Origin of the sequence: Streptomyces sp. NPDC091272 (assembly GCF_044757485.1) — a bacterium.
In the GTDB taxonomy this organism is placed as follows: Bacteria; Actinomycetota; Actinomycetes; order Streptomycetales; family Streptomycetaceae; genus Streptomyces.
This window is the reverse complement of record NZ_JBIVVC010000010.1, coordinates 211,816-227,321: the sequence shown is the minus strand read 5'-3', so window position 1 is coordinate 227,321 and position 15,506 is coordinate 211,816. Positions and strand designations below refer to the sequence as shown.

Here is a 15,506-nt window from a genome sequence, read left to right as displayed (position 1 = left end):
AGCGGGGGCCGGTAAGCCGGAAAAATCCGGTCGGAGGTGGTGCGCGCGGGGCCGCTACAGGGCGCCGTGACCGAGGCCCGTACGGAACGCGAGTCGTTCACCGTGGGCGGCCGACGAGCCGGGTCCCGTACGGAACGGGAGTCGTTTGCCGTGGGCGGCCGACGAGCCGGGTCCCGTACGGAACGCGGGAGGTTCACCGCGGGCGGGCGACGAGCTGGATGCCGTCCAGGGCTGCGCGCAGCCCGCCGTCGGGCTCGAGCAGGACCGCGTCGCACTCGGCGCGCACGGAATCGGCGCGGCACGCCGTCACCCGGCAGGTGACAGGACCGGACGCCGCACCCGGGCGGTACACCTCGCACCGGTCCACGCCGACCGGCAGGCATGCCCGGCCCATGGCCTCCTGGCCCCACAACAGGGCGAGCTGGAGCGCGCCGTCGACCAGGGCGGGGTCGGTCCGCCACGGCTCTCCCGTGTCCCAGCCCATCTCGCACAGTCCGTGCACGGCGCCCCGGGCTCCGTCGGGAGCGCAGTAGGTGATCTCGTGGAGTACCTGGAACCTGGGCCCGTGGAACAGGCTCTCGCCGCCGTACGGGGCGGGCCTGCCGGCGCCCTCCGCGAGGCCCGGCCGCTCCTGCGGAGCCCCCCGCGGCGGCAGCGCACCGGCCCTCGCCACCGCCGTGAACTGCGGATGGCTGCCCGGTCTGCCCAGCCGCAGTGCGTAACCCCCACCGGGTGCGGGCGCACGCTCGACGCCGAGCCACTCCGCCCGCGGATAGCTGTCCAGCGCGAGCTTGCTCCGCACCTGGAGGTCCCGGAGCACGAAGGCGCCGTTGCGGCTCCCCGGCGGGACGACGGCGCGTGCCATCCACTCGACCGCGGTGGCCACCGGGACGATGGTCCTGCCCAGGATCGTGTGGTCCGCGAGTTCCGGCTGGACGGAGCCGTGGGTCAGCAACGGGGCGGTGAACGGGGCCGCCTCGGGCCCTTCGCCGGGCGGTTCCGACGGCCCGCCCCAGCGACGGACCTGTCGTTCGTCGGGCACCAGCACCACGTGCGCGGGCCCCGATCCGGCGACCAGCTCCGCCGCGAACGCACGGGCGCCTTCCTCCACCGGGATCAGCGCCACCTGCTGCTGGGCGAAGTGCTCCTGCAGCTGCGGCCCCACCATGCCGCCGCACCAGGCCCCCCAGGCCATGGACACCACGTGTGCGGTCGGCCGTTCCTCGGCGAGGTGGGGAGCCAGCTGGTCCATGACCGCGTTGGCCATCGCGTAGTCGCTCTGGCCGGGGTTACCCACCACGGCGCTGACCGACGAGAAGAGGCACACGGTCCGCAGGGGGTCGTCCGCGGTGGCGTCGAGCAGATTGCGCAAGCCGGCGACCTTGGTGGTGAAGACCCGCGCGAACTGCTCGGGAGTCTTCTCCGCCACCGCCTTGTCCGCGATCACTCCCGCCGCGTGCACGAGGCCGGTCACCGGCCCCCAATCGGCCCGTGCCTCGCGCAGGCAGGCCTGCAAGGCCTCGGCATCCCTGACGTCGACGGCCCGGTAACGTACGGCTGCCCCGGCCCGTTCCAGCCTCAGCAACGTGGCGCGAATCTCCCGCGAGGCGAGCACCCGCGCGGCAGCCGCCCGCACCTGCGGCAGCGGCCGTGTCGTCCCCGCCGACCTGTCGTACTCCAACAGGGCCCTGATCAGCGAAGGTTCGTCGGTCAGCGCGGCGAGCCTGGAGTCCTCCGACACCAGGGCGGTACGGCCCAGCAGCAGCAGCCGTGGCGAGCGCCCGGCCGCCAGCGCGGCCAGGCAGTCCGCGGTGATCCCGCGGGCCCCGCCCGTCACCACCAGGAAGGAGGCCGCGTTGACGGCGGAGCCACGACCCGGGGTGACGGCAGGAGCGGGCACGAACGCCCTGACGTACCGTTCGCCGTCGGCGGCGAGCGCCACATCACTCTCGGCGCCGCCGAGCAGGAGTTCCTGCACGAGAGCACGGCCGGCTTCGGCGGACGAGCGTCCGGTGCGCTCCAGATCGACGGCCTTGACGAGGGTCTGCGGCCACTCGCGGTCGGCGGTCCGTGCGAGCGCCGCCCCGCCGTTCAGCCAGGCGTGCGCGCCCTGGCGGCCGGAGAGCCCGAAGTCCCCGCCGCCGTCCTGGACCAGTACCACCGAGCCGACGCCCGCGGACCCGCGGGCCAGCAGCCCGAGCTGCCTCAGCAGTTCACCGTGGAGCGCGGGCGACGCCTTCGCCGGGCAGGCAACCTCGCGCAGGGCGTCCAGCACGATCAGACAGCCGGTGTCTGGGGGCAGTTCGGCCGGCAGGCCGTGCACCGTCTCGGCCCGTACTCCGCGATCGGTCAGGGCCTTGACGACCGCGTCGGCGACACCGTGCGCGTCATCGGTGACGAGTACGCGCCCCGACAGGCCGGGCACTGCGAAGCCGGGCGGTTGTTGCGGGCGGGGTACGAGGACCAGCCGCGTCAGCTCGTTCGGGGTGAGGTGCTCCCCGGCGTCGTTCACGAATTCTGCCCGCCCGTGGCGCCGGTGAGCTCCCCGAGGCGGCCGGCGACGTCGGCGATGGTACGCAGCCGGGCCATCTCCGCCCCGTCCGCGTCGTCGAGCCCCGCGACCTGGTCACGGACGATGGCGAGGATCTGCACCCGCTTGATGGAGTCGATGCCCAGCTCCTCCTCCAGGGACATGTCCTCGGTGAGCGCGTCCTCGGGATAGCCCGTGACGTCGGCGATCACCTTCAGCAGGAGCGGGAGGAAGTCCGTCGTACCCGCTGCCGTGGCGTCAGTGGCGTCGGTGGGGTCAGTGGTTACTGCGGCTTCCGTGTCCGCGGAGGCAGGGGGAGCAGGGGTACTGGCCACGGGCGGGGCCGGGGAGTGGGCGGCGGCGACGGCGACCCCGGGAGGCGGGGCCATGTGCTGCTCGCCGGAGGGTGCGGACGGTACGGTCCCGGTCTGCGGCTGCTCCGCGCCCTGGGGAGCCGGAGCGGTCGCCGTGCCGTAGGACGCCGACGCAGCAGCTGCTTCGTCGCGAGCCGGGGCGTGAGCCGTACGGTCGGAGACCTCCGTGACCAGGGCGTTCAGCCGGTCCAGGGTCGCGAGCGTTGACCTGTGCTGCTCCTGGAGCGACGTGATCTGGCTGACCAGGTCGCTCATGACCGCGCGGTCACCGCTGTCCGCGGGGCCGGCAGCGCCGTTGCCGTTGGCGTAGGGGGAGATGCCGTGGTGCGAGAGAGAAGTCATGAGAACTCCGTGAGTGGTGTGGACGGGTGTGAGGTGGGACGGGAACGCGAGTGAGGGTGGTGCCGGGAATCGCACACCGGGGCGCCGGTCAAGCGCATCAGGGCGGCACAGCACCTCAGGGCGGCAGAGCGCATCAGGGCGGCACAGCCACCTCCTGCCGGGTCGGTCGGTTGCGGACGCGGGGGAGGGGCGGTCAGGAAGCCGTCGACCGGGAGCCGCCGGTGGCGGCGCCGACCGCGGCCTGCTGCGGACGCGCGGCACGGCGGTCCCTCGCCGAGCCGGCAGGCGGGTACGGCTTGCCGTAGTTGCTGCCGCGGATGGCCACGGTGGGCCCGCGCCCCGCGGGCTTCCCCGTGGGCGCCGCGGACGCGTCCGCGAACGGGGCCCACAGCGCCGTGAGGTCGAGCGGCCGGGCCCGGTGCACGGTGAGACGGGCCAGGGCGTCCTGCAGGGCGGCGAACCCGTCGCTGCCCCGCTGGTCGACCGCGACGGCCAGGTGCGGCCGGTCACCGAGATTGCGGGAGACGAGGCGGGTCAGGGCGCCGCCCGCACCGAGCTCGACGAAGTCGCGCACCCCGCTGAGCCACATGGCCTCCACCTGTTCCGCGAACCGGACCGGGGACACCATCTGGGACCCGAGCAGCCGCCGTACCGCACCGGGCTCGCGTGGGTACAGCTGCGCGTTCGCGTTGGACCACACGTCGATGCGCGGCGGACGCAGGGCCGTGACGTCGAGGAAGGCGTCGAAGGGAGTCGCGGCCGCGGCGACGGCGGGGCTGTGGAAGGCGGCGCCGGTGGCCAGCCTGGTGGCGGGCACACCGGATTTGCCGAGCGCGTCCGCCGCGGCCTGGACGGCCGCGTGCTCCCCGGCCAGTACCACCTGCTCGGGCGCGTTGTGGCTCACCAGCCACAGTCCCTCGGGCAGTTGCGGCCCCAGGAGGCTCAGCAGCCGGTCGGCCGAGCATTCGACGGCCAGCATTCCCCCCGGCTGCGCCGCGCCCGCCTCCGCCATGAGCTCACCCCGGCGCACCGCCAGCCGGAAAAGGGTGGACCCGTCGTAGACCCCGGCTGCGTGCAGGGCGACGAGCTCGCCGAAGCTGTGTCCACCGGTGCAGTCGGGACGCAGACCGAGCGACGTCAGTACAGACAGCTGGGCGAGGCACTGAACGGCCAGCGCGGGCTGGGCGTTGTCGGTCTGCGCCAGCTCCCGCGCCTGCCGGCGGACCGCGTCCTTGCCGACGGCCGGCGGCGGGAACACCAGCCGGTGCGGGGCGCAGCCGAGCTCGGCGCCCCAGTCGGCGGCCTGGTCCCAGACCGCGAGCGCCTGTGGGCTGTGCAGGGCGAGAGCCGCACCCATCCCCACGTACTGACTGCCCTGACCGGAGAAGAGGAAGGCGATCCTGCCCGGCTCGGTGACCGGTCCCGCGTAGTGCGCACGGCCGGGGTGCGAGACGCTGCGCTCCGGCGCGTCGCGGAGATGTTCGGCCAGCGAGCGCAGCCGCTCCACCGCCTGGGCGCGGTCCGACGCCAGGACCGCCAGCCGGTAGGGCAGGCCGGCGTCGAACGAGAGCTGGCCGGCCCGCGCGTCCTCGGCGAGGGGCGCGGTGGAACCGGAGAGCTTGAGGGCCGCCGCGGCCAGTTCCTCGCTGGAGCCGGCGCCGAGCAGGAGCAGTTCGCTCGACGTGGTCCGCAGCATCGGCGTCGCCGACCGCTGCCGGTCGGGCCGGTACTCCTCCGCCGTCACATGGAAGTTGCTGCCGCCGAACCCGAAGCTGGACACCGATGCCCGCCGTGGGTGGCGGGAGTCACGCACCCAGGGCCGCAGTTCCGTGCTGGCGTACAGCGGGCTGCGCCGCTCCGCCAGGAGTTCACTGGGCGCCGACACCTTGATGGTCGGAGGGATCGCACCCTGGTGCAGTGCGAGCACCGCCTTGAGGAGGCCCACCGCGCCGGCGGCCGACTTGGTGTGGCCGAGCTGGGACTTGACCGAGCCGACGGCGCACCACGGCTCGTCGTCCCGGCCCTCGGGCCGGTCCTGGCCGAACACGTCGATCAGGGCGGTGAGTTCGGCGGCGTCACCGGCCTTGGTGCCCGTGCCGTGCGCCTCGACGAGTTCCACGGTCGAGGGGCCGTAGCCGGCCTGCTGGTAGGCGCGTTCCAGAGCGATCTTCTGGCCCCGGGGGACCGGCGCGTAGATCGCGCCCCCTCGGCCGTCCGACGACGAACCGATTCCCTTGAGCACGGCGTACACGGGGTTGCCGTCCCGCTGCGCGTCGGCCAGCCGCCGCAGGGCGAACATGACGAGCCCCTCGCCGAGCATCGTCCCGTCGGCCGTGTCCGAGAGCGGCCGGCAGTCACCGGAGCGGGAGAGCGCCGGAGTCTTGCTGAAGCACATGTACATGGCGATGCCGTTGAACGTGTCCACCCCACCGGTGAGCACGGTGTCGCACTTGCCCAGCTGGAGTTCGCTCACCGCCATGGAGAGGGCGGCGAGCGACCCGGCGCACGCCGCGTCCACGGTGCAGTTGGGGCCGTTGAGATCGAACCGGTTGGCGATGCGGCCCGCGACGACATTGCTGAGCAGTCCGGGGAAGCTGGCTTCCTGCCAGGGCGTGTAGTGGTCCGCGATGGCGTCGCAGAGCCGGTCGGCCTCCGCGTCGTCCATTCCGTGCTCGCGCATCGCCTTGCGCCAGACGGGCCGTTGCAGCCGGTACCCCATCTCGGAGAGCTGCTCCAGGCCCGAAGCGCCGAGGATGACACCGGTACGCGTCTTGTCGAGGGAGGACAGGTCCTTCCCGAAGGCGTCGGACAGCGCCAGTTCGGCGGTCATCAGCGCGAGCAGCTGGGTCGTGTCCGTCGCCGGGATCATCTTCGGCGGGATGCCGTACGCCATGGGGTGGAAGTCCACGGGGTCCAGGAAGGCGCCCCGGGTGGCGTAGGTGCGGTCGGGGGCGTCGGGGTCCGAGTCGTAGTAGTCGTCGACGAGCCAGTGGGAAGGGGGTACTTCCCGCATGAGGTCGCGGCCGGAGGCGACGGTGCGCCAGAAGCCTGTCACCGACTGGGAGCCCGGCACCAGCGCGCTGACGCCGACCACGGCGATGTCGAGCGGGGCGGAGAGTGGCGGAGAGGCGGCGGGGGCGTCCGGTACTGAGGCGGCGGGCATGGGAGCTCCGTAGGGGATGAAGGCCCGCGAGGGGCCGGATGTCACTGACGGGTGTGCGGTTGCGGGTGCGCACCGGTGTCCGGGCGCGGCGGGTGAGTCCCCCGTCGTGGGGGCGAATGCTCACGTGTCGGCCGTGCCGAGCGGTGCGGGCCGAGGACGAGGGCGGGCGGCGCTGGAGGCCGGCCGGGGCACCTCGCGGGACTGCGAAGAATTCGGCGTTCAGGACGTACGGGAGGGGCGGGCGCGGGCAGAACCCGCGGGACGTACGGGAGGGGCGGGCGCGGGCAGAACCCGCGGGATGTACGGGAGGGGCGGGCGCGGCAGAACCGCGGGACGTACGGGGGGGCGGGCCCCGGTGCGGCGGGGCCGGCCGGTGTGCTCCGGTCGTCCGGGACGTCAGCTGTCCGTCCGAGCCCTCAGGGGGCCGTCCGCGCCCTCGGTTGTCCGTGTGCTCCGGCACTGGCGCTCTGTGGCGCAGGGCCGGGCGGCCGTGCGGATGTGCCGGTTACGCCGACTGCCTCAGTGGCCGGGGCCGGAAGGAGAACGCGCGGGCCGGCAATCGGACGCCGTGGCTGCGCAGTTGCTGGGCGCGGGTGTGCGAGGCGGCGCCTTCCAGCAGGTTGAGGCCCACCTGGACCACCGAGCGTTCCGCCGTGTTCGCCAGGAAACTCCCCGAGACCCATTGGTTGAACGCGCCGAGCGCGGGGCCGCACCACAGCTGGTAGTCCAGCGTCCGGTCCTTCTCGCCGCGGATGGCCCAGTGGCTCGACTGGCCCAGGTACCACCGGAACAGCAGCGCCATACGGTGTTTGGGATCGGCGGCGGCCCGCTCGATCTCGCCCGGGTCGCGCTCGGACCAGAACTTCTCGGTCTGTGCCCACACGTCGGCGAGCGGAGCCCTGAAGACGTCGCGTTCCAGCCGGGCGCGGGTCTTCTCGTCGAGCTGTTCCAGAGCGTCGTGCTGGTCGTAGAGCCGGTACAACAGCCGCGCCCGCCGGGCGAACATGGTTCCCTTCCCGAGAACCTGAACCTGGACCCCGAGTTCGAACATGTCCGCCGCCGGTGCCATGACCATGTCGGGAAGGTCGGCGGCGGCCAGCATGGTGCGGGCCTGCTCGGAGATGCCGGACTCGCGGGCGGTCTGGTTGACCGAGCCGGTGACCACGTAGGCGGCGCCCGTGGCGAAGGCGGCGGCCACCGCGTGCGGCGTGCCGAGGCCGCCCGCGGCTCCCACCCGCACGGTGCAGCCGTGCAGTCGGGCGACACTGTCGCGCAGTGCCAGCAGCCTCGGCAGCAGCGCGGTGAGGGGCCGGTTGTCGGTATGGCCCCCGCTGTCGGCCTCTGCCGTGATGTCCTCGGCCACCGGGATCCGCGCGGCCAGTCGCGCCTCGTCCTCGCTCAACAGCCCCTGACCCCTCAGGCGTTCCAGCAGGGCGGCCGGCGCGGGGGACATGAAGGCGGTGGCGGTCTCCGGCCTGGAGACCTTGGCCATGAGGCGTACGGGCCTGTGCACCGAACCGTCGGGACGCTCACTGATCCCGGACAGCGCCAGCCGCACCACGGAAGGGGTGAGCTCCATGAAGGCGGAGACCGACACGCTGGGGACGCGCTCGCGCAACAGCATGTCCACGACGCCGCGCTCCACGCCGGGTTCGGTGGGGCTGTGGATGAGGTTGACGGCCCACCCGGGCCCCGGGCCGAGCTCCCGCCGAATGCGTCCCACGCCCTCCTCGGTCTGCCGCACGGTCAGCCCGGCGGCGCCGAACACCCCGAGGAAGCCACCGCGCGCCGCCGCGACGACCATGTCCGTGGTGGCGATCCCGTTGGCCATCTCGCCCACCACATAAGGGAATCGCACACCGTGGTGCTCCGTGAATCCGGGGTCACCGAGCCATTCCGGGAAGACCCCCGGAAGGATACCGGTCACATTCCACTTGCTGGTGTCGAGCTTTTCGAGGGACTCGGCGTCGGGTAAGAACGCCTGACGCCCGCCGTTCTTTCGGTGACTCAGCACCCACACATCAGAACGTGGGGCCTCGACCGCTCGCACCGCGATTTCTTCCGGTTGAGACGTCTGTTCCTTGTCCTTCGTCAAGTGTGGTGCAGTCAGCGGGATGTCGACCGGCGCTTCCATGTCCTCCCCTTTCACGTTGCTCTTCCATTCTTCCAAGAAATGCGCGGTGGCAGTCAGGTACCTAGGTACCGTTACCGGCCGCCGGAACGCGTACCGGGAGCCGGGGGTCACGGAGTACGGTCCGGGAGCTGCCCGTTCCTGCGGGACCAGTAGTAGGCGGCCTCGGTCCTGCTCTGGACCCCGATCTTCCGGAACACCGCGGACATGTAGTTCTTGACCGTCTGTTCGGACAGGCCCAGTTCGCGCGCGATCCGCCGGTTGGACAAGCCGCGGCTGGTGAGCTGGAGTACCCGCATCTCCTGCGGGCTGAGCGCCGGTTCCGGGACGCAGGGCTGCTCCGGAGCGGACGTCCCGCGGTCGTCCGGGCAGGTGGCCGGCGGGGGGACCCGATCGGCGAGGCGTGCTCCGGGCGGCATCAAGTGAGCGAGGTTGGAGTGCAGTTGCTCGACGGTCTCCGCCAGCCTCCCGACAGCGGTGAGGAGGTCGTCGAGACTCTGCCTGTTGGGGTCGGCTTGGTCCGTCGGTTCCCAAGGGGGGCGAACACCCTGCGTTTCCACTGATGATATTCCTTTCGCGCCGGTTCAAAGTAGGCGCATATATGGATTCGAGTGATGGCGAAGGTTTGAGATGTCACTTGCCACCGAGGAACAGGACTTCTTCCAAGCCTGTTCGAAGGGAACTGTGTAGCAGCTCGACGTCTTTTACTGCTCTCGGGTCAACATTCACCCCGATGGCGCACGTTGCGTCGTATGAGCACATTGCTGCCGAGAATGCACTGTTCACTGCGGGCGCAAAGGCGAATAGTTTGGTGACGCCCGCTCCCGCGATGTTCCTGCGTTCCTCGGGTCCTGGTACGTAAGTGCAATGCGCGTCGCTCTCCGTGACGACGTCGGTCAATATCCGAACGGCCTTCACCGGCGCGGCCGCCAGCATCGATGAGATCGGGCCGAGCCCGTCGGGATCGATCGCGGGCAGGGCTCTCGTCGCACGCATCGCGCGGTGGATCTGCTCCAGGCGCCGACGCGGGTCCTCCTCTCCCGTGGCGCCCGCCAGCCGCACTCCGGAGAAGCGGTTGACGGCCTCGTCGGCCCGCGCGGGGAGCGCGACCGCCACCGCCATGGGGATATGGTCCCAACTGAGGCCGGTGGCGCGGTGGTAGTGGTGCACGCCGCCGATGACAGCCGCCAGGAAGGCGTCATGGGAAGTTCCGCCGACGGTCCGCCCCGAGCGGCGCAGGTCTTCCTGCGGGGCGCTGAGCGTCAGCAGCCTCCGGTCCTGGGAGCGCCCGCGCAGGGCGGGGGAGTGCTTGGCGGGAAGACAGAGGCCGTTCCGGGAGGCCCGCAGCCCGGCGCCCGCACTCGTCACGCGGCGCAGCCCGGTTGCCACGAGCTGCTGACCCCTGCCGACCACCGCCGCGCCGAACGGGTTCCGCGACGGCATGCCGAGGAAGGGGCTCGGATCGGGTACGGCCGGCCCGCCCCCCGCCGGGGAGATGAGACTCAGCCTGCCCGGTCGAGGCCGGCGCGCCCCCTCGTCGCACAGTGACGAGAACAGTTCCAGTGCGCGCAGCCCGTCCACCATCGCGTGGTGGAGGCGCATGACCAGCGCGGCGCTCCCGCCGTCCACCCCTTCCACGAGCAGCACGTCCCAGAGCGGGCGGTTCCTGTCGAAGGGGGATGTCGCCGCCGTCTGGGCCAAACCGAGCAGTCCGGCCCAGCCGGTCCCCGCGGGCAGCGCCGTGCGCCGCAGATGGTAGGAGAGGTCGATCTCCGCCAGCGGCTCCCAGCGCGGAGCCGACACCGGGAGCTGAGGAGCCGTCACCCGGCAGCTCAGCAAGGGGTAAAGACGGACGCACCGCTGCACCGACCGGGACAGCGCGGCGATATCCGGAGTGCCGTCCAGCATCGCGACACCGACCACCGGGAGCCGGTGGCCCGACTCCTCGGCCTGCCACAAGAGTGCTTCCGATGTGGTGAGAGCACGCGATTCTCCGTCGGCGGTCGTGTCCATGGGCCTCTCCTGCGGTTCGGCTCCGGCATAAGGCGATGTCGGCACGGGGGGCGAAGCGATGCCGGCACGGGGGCGAAGCGATGCGGGCACGGGGGCGAAGCGATGCCGGCACGGGGCGGTGCGCGGGCGTCATGGGGGCGATACGCGGGCGTCAGTGCAGCGGCACGGTGAGCGAGGCCGGGAGCTCCTCCGAGGAGTGCAGGACCACCTTGCTCAGCGGACGCGTCGAGCCGCGGCAGGTGGCGTCCCAGGTCCCGACGACCAGCCCCAGCCGGTGACCGGCGGGCACGTCGCACACCGCGGTGCGCAGGGTGAGGGAGAACGGGACGGGCCCCTCCCCGCCGGTGGTCAGGGTCACCGCGCCCTGGCTGCACAGTCTGCCGATGCCGGACGGCTCCACCGTGTAGAGGTGCGCCGTCAGGGTCACCTTGCGCGCCGAGCAGCTGACCGCGCCCCGTAGCACCGGGGAGCCGCGCAGTTCCCTCGGCCGGTCGAACACGGTCGTCGTCCACGAGGCAGCCGCCGTACCGGGGATGAGGGGGAAGAAGATCGAGGGGGTGTGGCCGGTGACGCGCTCGGCCAGCCGGGACAGCACGGGAACGCGGTCGACCGCCCCGGAGGGCACCAGCCCCCGCAGCCGCGCGCGCCAGGCGGAACCCTTGGCGCCCATGCGACCGGGGCCGAGTCGCCGCGGGGGGCCCAGTTCGTACACCTGGTGGTGGGCCGGTGCGGCGTGGCGGCCCGCCGGGCGGTTCGGTGGCGGGCGCTGCCAGACCGGGCCGCCCAGCACCTCGACCCCCTCCCTGGGGAAGTCGTCCGGCAGCCCCAGCATCTCGGAGTCGAGCCAGCTGCTGACGCGGTGCCAGATCTCACGCCCCGAGACGCTGGTCAACTGCGCCCAGGGCAGCACGGGATGGTCGTCGGGATGCAGCAGCAGCAGGGAGCGGCAGGGCAACTCCTCCCGGAAGGCGACGACCTGCTCAGGTCGGAGGACCGTGTCGTTCCAGCCGGCGGCGAGCAGCACGGACAGTCCGGGACGGTCGAACCGCTCGATGTGCCGGCCGGCGGAACGCCGGTCCGCCCAGGCGCGGACCTCGCCGCGTCGCAACCCGCTGTACAGCAGCAGGGACTTGGCCGCGACGTCGGTGGAGAGGCGGCCCCTGAGCGCGCCGGCGATCAGGAGGACCGTACTCAGCCGGGGAGTGTCCCCGCCCATGAGGGCCGCGCCGAGATCGGCCCACCCGTCGATCGCGGCCACGGTGGCGACGCGCGGGTCGAACGCGGCGGCGAGCAGACTGATGCCCGCGCCGTAGGAGAGGCCCACGGCGGCCACCCGCTGGGTGTCGGCCCCCGGATAGTGTTCGGCGACCCAGTCGACGACCGTGCTGAAGTCCTGCACGTCCGCGTGGGATGCCCCCTCGACACGGCCGCCGGAGCTGTGGAAACCACGCGGGGTGTACGCGACCGCCAGATAGCCGGAGTCGGCCAGCCGTGCCAGGAGCCACGCGAAGCTGCTCGCGGACGCGGCCCAGCTGGCCGGCAGGACGACGAGGGGGACGACGGCTTCCCCGGTGTGCGGCACGCTGCCCCACACCTCCACATCGAGCGGATAACCGTCCTTGCTGAGCACCCAGTGGCGCTTCCTTCCCCACCGGCCGGTTTCCGTCCCTGGGGGGTTCTGGATCCCGGCCTGCGAGGCCGTGTGCGAAATCAAATTCCTTACCAGCCGCATGGTGCACCCGTCGGAGTGGGGGAGGGCTTTCTGCCGTGGCAATTCAAGGTAGAAGTCCTCCGCGGCACCTGGCAACGAGTACCTTTCTACGGGTACCAAAGAAGTTGTTTACGTCCGGGCGCCGTTCTGGGTTCGTTCCGGAGGAATCCGACCGGCGGGCGGGGTGTGCGGTCGGGCGCGCGGGAGATAAATCCTCCCGCCACGGCGCACGTCTGTCGATACGAGTGCGCCGGGCGCACCGCCCGCGCCCCGTGACGACTCCGTCTGCGCCCCCATGACTTCCGAGCGCGCAAAAAAGTACTCATTGCGTGCGCAGGTCGGCAATCCCTATTGTCTTTCGTGCCGAAGGGGAAATTGCCTCGCGGTGTGGCAGATTCGCGCCCGACAGTTTCCCTGTCCGACAGTTTCGCACCCGACAGTAGGGATCGTCATGTCGCCTTCCTCGGCTCGCAATCAGAAACCGCCCGTCATTCATCACCACATCGATGTGGACGGCACCGCCACCCATTACATCGAAAGCGGAAAGGGCAGCCCGGTGCTCCTGCTGCACGGCGCGGGGGCGAATTCCGGGAACTGGCTGCAGACGGTCGAGTCCCTCTCCGGTGAGCACCGGGTCGTGGCCGTCGATCTTCCGGGCTACGGCGACACCGCGTCGCTGGACAGGAAGGACCCGGCGGCGACCGTCGCGTTCCTGTGGCGGTTCGCGGAGAGCGCCGGCCTCGGCCGGCACGTCGTCGTCGGGCACTCCTTCGGCGGCCTGCTGGCGTTGCTGATGGCCCTCGAACGGCCGGAGCAGGTACGGGGCGTGGTCGCGGTCGCGGCCGGCGGCCTCGGCCGGGCCATCAGCCCGGTGGCCGCGATCCAGGCCGGAACTCCGCTGGGAGACCTCACACCGCTGCTCGCCACGGTGCCCGGCGGACCGCAGCTGCTCGTGACGGGAGTGGCCGCCGTGGGCGCCGCCCGGCCGTGGCGACTGCCGATGTCCTGGTGGAAGTCGCAGCTGAAGGCCGCGAGCTCCTACCGCGATCTGAGGACCGCGCTGTCGACGTTCCGCGCCACCGTCGGCCTCTGGGGCCAGCACCAGAGCATCCTCGGCAGGCTGCCGGAACTCTCCATGCCGGTACTGGTGCTCTGGGGGCTGCAGGACCGCATGGTGCCGTTCTGGCACGGGGTCCGCGCGGCACGGCGGATCCCGCACAGCGATCTTCACCTCATGCCGTGCAGCGGCCATCTGGTGATCAACGAGTCCGGGCGCGCCGTCCAGCAGCAGCTGGCCGAGTTCCTGCGCAAGACGGAACTGCTCACCGCGCAGGACCCGAAGCCGAAGCGAGGATGACCCCGCGTCGAAAGTCCATGAGAGGAATTCACGCATGCGCAGCACCATGCAGGACGTGCAGCTCACCGTCGGCCGGCTCCTGTGCCACGGCACCACCGTGCATGCCCGTGCCACCGCGGCCACCTGGCGGGGAGAGCGCTTCGAGCCGTTGACCTACGGGCAACTCGGCGGCAGGGCGAGCCGGCTGGCCCAAGGACTGGCGGCGTTGGGGGTCCGCACGGCGAACCGGCTGGAGGACCCGCAGAGCGTGGTGGCCACCATGATGTGGAACACCCACCGGCACGTGGAGCTCTTCTGGGCGGTACCTGCGATGGGTGCGGTGCTGCACCCGTTGAACCCGCGCATGAGCGTCGGCCAGTTGACGCACGCCATCGACCAGGCGGGCGACGAGGTCCTGGTGGTCGACGAGGACCTGCTGGAACTGCTCACCAAGGTGCTGCCCCTGACCGCCGGGAGCGTGCGCCATGTCGTGATCGCCCGCACCGCCGCGGGCGGGCCGGCCTGGTCACCGCCGGAGGGCTGCGCGGCCGAGGTGCACGACTACGAGGAACTGCTGGCCGCAGCCCCGGCCGGGTACCCGTGGAAACAGCACCTGGACGAGCGGACCGCCGCCGTCATCTGCTACACGTCCGGAACGACGAGTGCTCCCAAGGGAGTTGTCTACAGCCACCGCTCCCTCTACCTCCACGCGCTGCAGATGGCGGCGGCGGACCGCTACCACCTCTCCGCCGCCGAACGGCTCCTGCCGCTCGCCCCGATGTTTCACGTCAACGGGTGGGGCATTCCGCACGCCGCACTGCTCAGCGGCGCCGGCCTGCTGCTGCCCGGCCGGCACACCCAGGCACGGGCCGTCGCGCGGATGATCGAAGCAGGGCGGCCCACCCTGGCGGCGGGCGTGCCGACGGTCTGGATCTCGCTCCTGGAGGAGCTGGACCGCCACCCGTACGACGTCTCCAGCCTCCGGCTGGGGGTGGTGGGAGGGGCCGCCTGCCCTCCTTCCCTCCTCGCCGCCTACCGGGACAGGCACTCCCTCACGCTCCTGCACGCCTGGGGCATGACCGAGACGTCGTCGCTCGCCACCCTCGCGGTGGATCCGGTGCCGGACAGGGAGGAAGACCCGGCGCGCGAGGAGCAGGTCCGGCGGTACCGGACGACGCAGGGGCAGTTCCCCGCCTCCGTCCGCTACCGGCTCGTCGGCCAGGACGGTACGCCGGTGCCCTGCGACGGGATCGCCACGGGGGAGCTCGAAGTCGCGGGACCGGGTGTGACCGGGGCGTACTACGCGGGCCACGAGGCCCCGCCGCAGACGCCGTCCGACAGCTTCCGCGCCGACGGCTGGTTCCGTACGGGGGACGTAGGAAGCATCACTCCCGACGGGTACCTCCGGCTCAGCGACAGGACTAAGGACGTCATCAAGTCGGGCGGCGAGTTCATCTCCAGCGTCGAGCTGGAGAGCACGCTGATGGCCCATGACCGGGTGCGGGAAGCGGCGGTGATCGCGGTTCCCGACGACCGCTGGGGCGAGCGCCCGCTGTCGGTCGTCGCCCTGCGCGACAGCCGGGAAACGGGCTTCGACGAGCTCCGCGACTGGCTCGGTGAACGGGTCGAGAGCTGGCAGCTGCCCGAGCACTGGGCGGCCGTCGAGGAGATCCCGAAAACCCCCATCGGGAAGTTCGACAAGCGAGCACTGCGGGACCTGTTCGCCAGGGACGCGCTCCCCTTCACCACGCTGGGCCCACGCCGAGCGCCCGCGCGGACGCTTCCGGTCGGCACCTGAGGTCTCGGGGGGAGCCAGACCGTCCCACGGGGAGCCCGAGAGCCCCCCGGAAGCCCGAGAGCCCCCCGGAAGCCCGAGAGCCCCCCCGGAAGCCCGAGAGCCCCACGG

At 72.0% G+C, this 15,506-nt stretch carries 9 protein-coding genes; 2 read left to right on the top strand and 7 right to left on the bottom strand.

Annotated elements, in window-relative coordinates:
* Window positions 1–193 precede the first annotated feature (193 nt).
* The 7 genes from ACIQM4_RS26110 to ACIQM4_RS26080 form a co-directional block, all read right to left on the bottom strand.
* Window positions 194–2,512 carry an SDR family NAD(P)-dependent oxidoreductase gene (locus ACIQM4_RS26110; protein WP_401596129.1) on the bottom strand — a complete coding sequence of 773 codons (2,319 nt, stop codon included), beginning with the start codon at window positions 2,510–2,512 and terminating at the stop codon, window positions 194–196.
* Entirely contained in the window at window positions 2,509–3,246 is a 738-nt protein-coding gene (locus tag ACIQM4_RS26105) for a phosphopantetheine-binding protein (RefSeq protein ID WP_401596126.1), read from the bottom strand. Before ACIQM4_RS26105 ends, ACIQM4_RS26110 begins: the two co-directional genes overlap by 4 nt.
* Window positions 3,247–3,439: 193 nt before the next feature.
* A complete protein-coding gene (locus tag ACIQM4_RS26100) occupies window positions 3,440–6,409 on the bottom strand; it encodes a beta-ketoacyl synthase N-terminal-like domain-containing protein (RefSeq protein WP_401596124.1) in 2,970 nt (989 codons plus the stop codon).
* A gap of 505 nt (window positions 6,410–6,914) precedes the next feature.
* Window positions 6,915–8,543, bottom strand: a complete 1,629-nt coding sequence (locus ACIQM4_RS26095; protein ID WP_401596269.1) for a PfaD family polyunsaturated fatty acid/polyketide biosynthesis protein — start codon at window positions 8,541–8,543, stop codon at window positions 6,915–6,917.
* 107 nt (window positions 8,544–8,650) lie between these two features.
* A complete protein-coding gene (locus ACIQM4_RS26090; protein WP_401596121.1) occupies window positions 8,651–9,100 on the bottom strand; it encodes a response regulator transcription factor in 450 nt (149 codons plus the stop codon).
* A 73-nt stretch (window positions 9,101–9,173) separates the two neighbouring features.
* A complete protein-coding gene (locus tag ACIQM4_RS26085) occupies window positions 9,174–10,553 on the bottom strand; it encodes a wax ester/triacylglycerol synthase domain-containing protein (RefSeq protein WP_401596118.1) in 1,380 nt (459 codons plus the stop codon).
* A 151-nt stretch (window positions 10,554–10,704) separates the two neighbouring features.
* A complete protein-coding gene (locus tag ACIQM4_RS26080) occupies window positions 10,705–12,183 on the bottom strand; it encodes a CocE/NonD family hydrolase (protein ID WP_401596116.1) in 1,479 nt (492 codons plus the stop codon).
* Between the two features lie 532 nt (window positions 12,184–12,715).
* Here ACIQM4_RS26080 and ACIQM4_RS26075 point away from each other — a divergent pair.
* Both ACIQM4_RS26075 and ACIQM4_RS26070 read left to right on the top strand, forming a co-directional pair.
* Window positions 12,716–13,621, top strand: coding sequence for an alpha/beta fold hydrolase (locus ACIQM4_RS26075; RefSeq protein WP_401596113.1), 906 nt, complete (start codon window positions 12,716–12,718; stop codon window positions 13,619–13,621).
* Between the two features lie 34 nt (window positions 13,622–13,655).
* The gene (locus ACIQM4_RS26070) at window positions 13,656–15,398 is read left to right on the top strand and encodes a long-chain-fatty-acid--CoA ligase (RefSeq protein ID WP_401596110.1); all 1,743 of its coding nucleotides are present in this window, start codon (window positions 13,656–13,658) and stop codon (window positions 15,396–15,398) included.
* Window positions 15,399–15,506 lie beyond the last annotated feature (108 nt).

Excerpts from the sequence above, each read along its gene's own strand:
- ACIQM4_RS26105 (WP_401596126.1), bottom strand. The coding sequence starts at position 3,246 with ATGACTTCTCTCTCGCACCACGGCATCTCCCCCTACGCCAACGGCAAC.
- ACIQM4_RS26100 (WP_401596124.1), bottom strand. The coding sequence starts at position 6,409 with ATGCCCGCCGCCTCAGTACCGGACGCCCCCGCCGCCTCTCCGCCACTC.
- ACIQM4_RS26095 (WP_401596269.1), bottom strand. The coding sequence starts at position 8,543 with ATGGAAGCGCCGGTCGACATCCCGCTGACTGCACCACACTTGACGAAG.
- ACIQM4_RS26085 (WP_401596118.1), bottom strand. The coding sequence starts at position 10,553 with ATGGACACGACCGCCGACGGAGAATCGCGTGCTCTCACCACATCGGAA.
- ACIQM4_RS26075 (WP_401596113.1), top strand. The coding sequence starts at position 12,716 with ATGTCGCCTTCCTCGGCTCGCAATCAGAAACCGCCCGTCATTCATCAC.
- ACIQM4_RS26070 (WP_401596110.1), top strand. The coding sequence starts at position 13,656 with ATGCGCAGCACCATGCAGGACGTGCAGCTCACCGTCGGCCGGCTCCTG.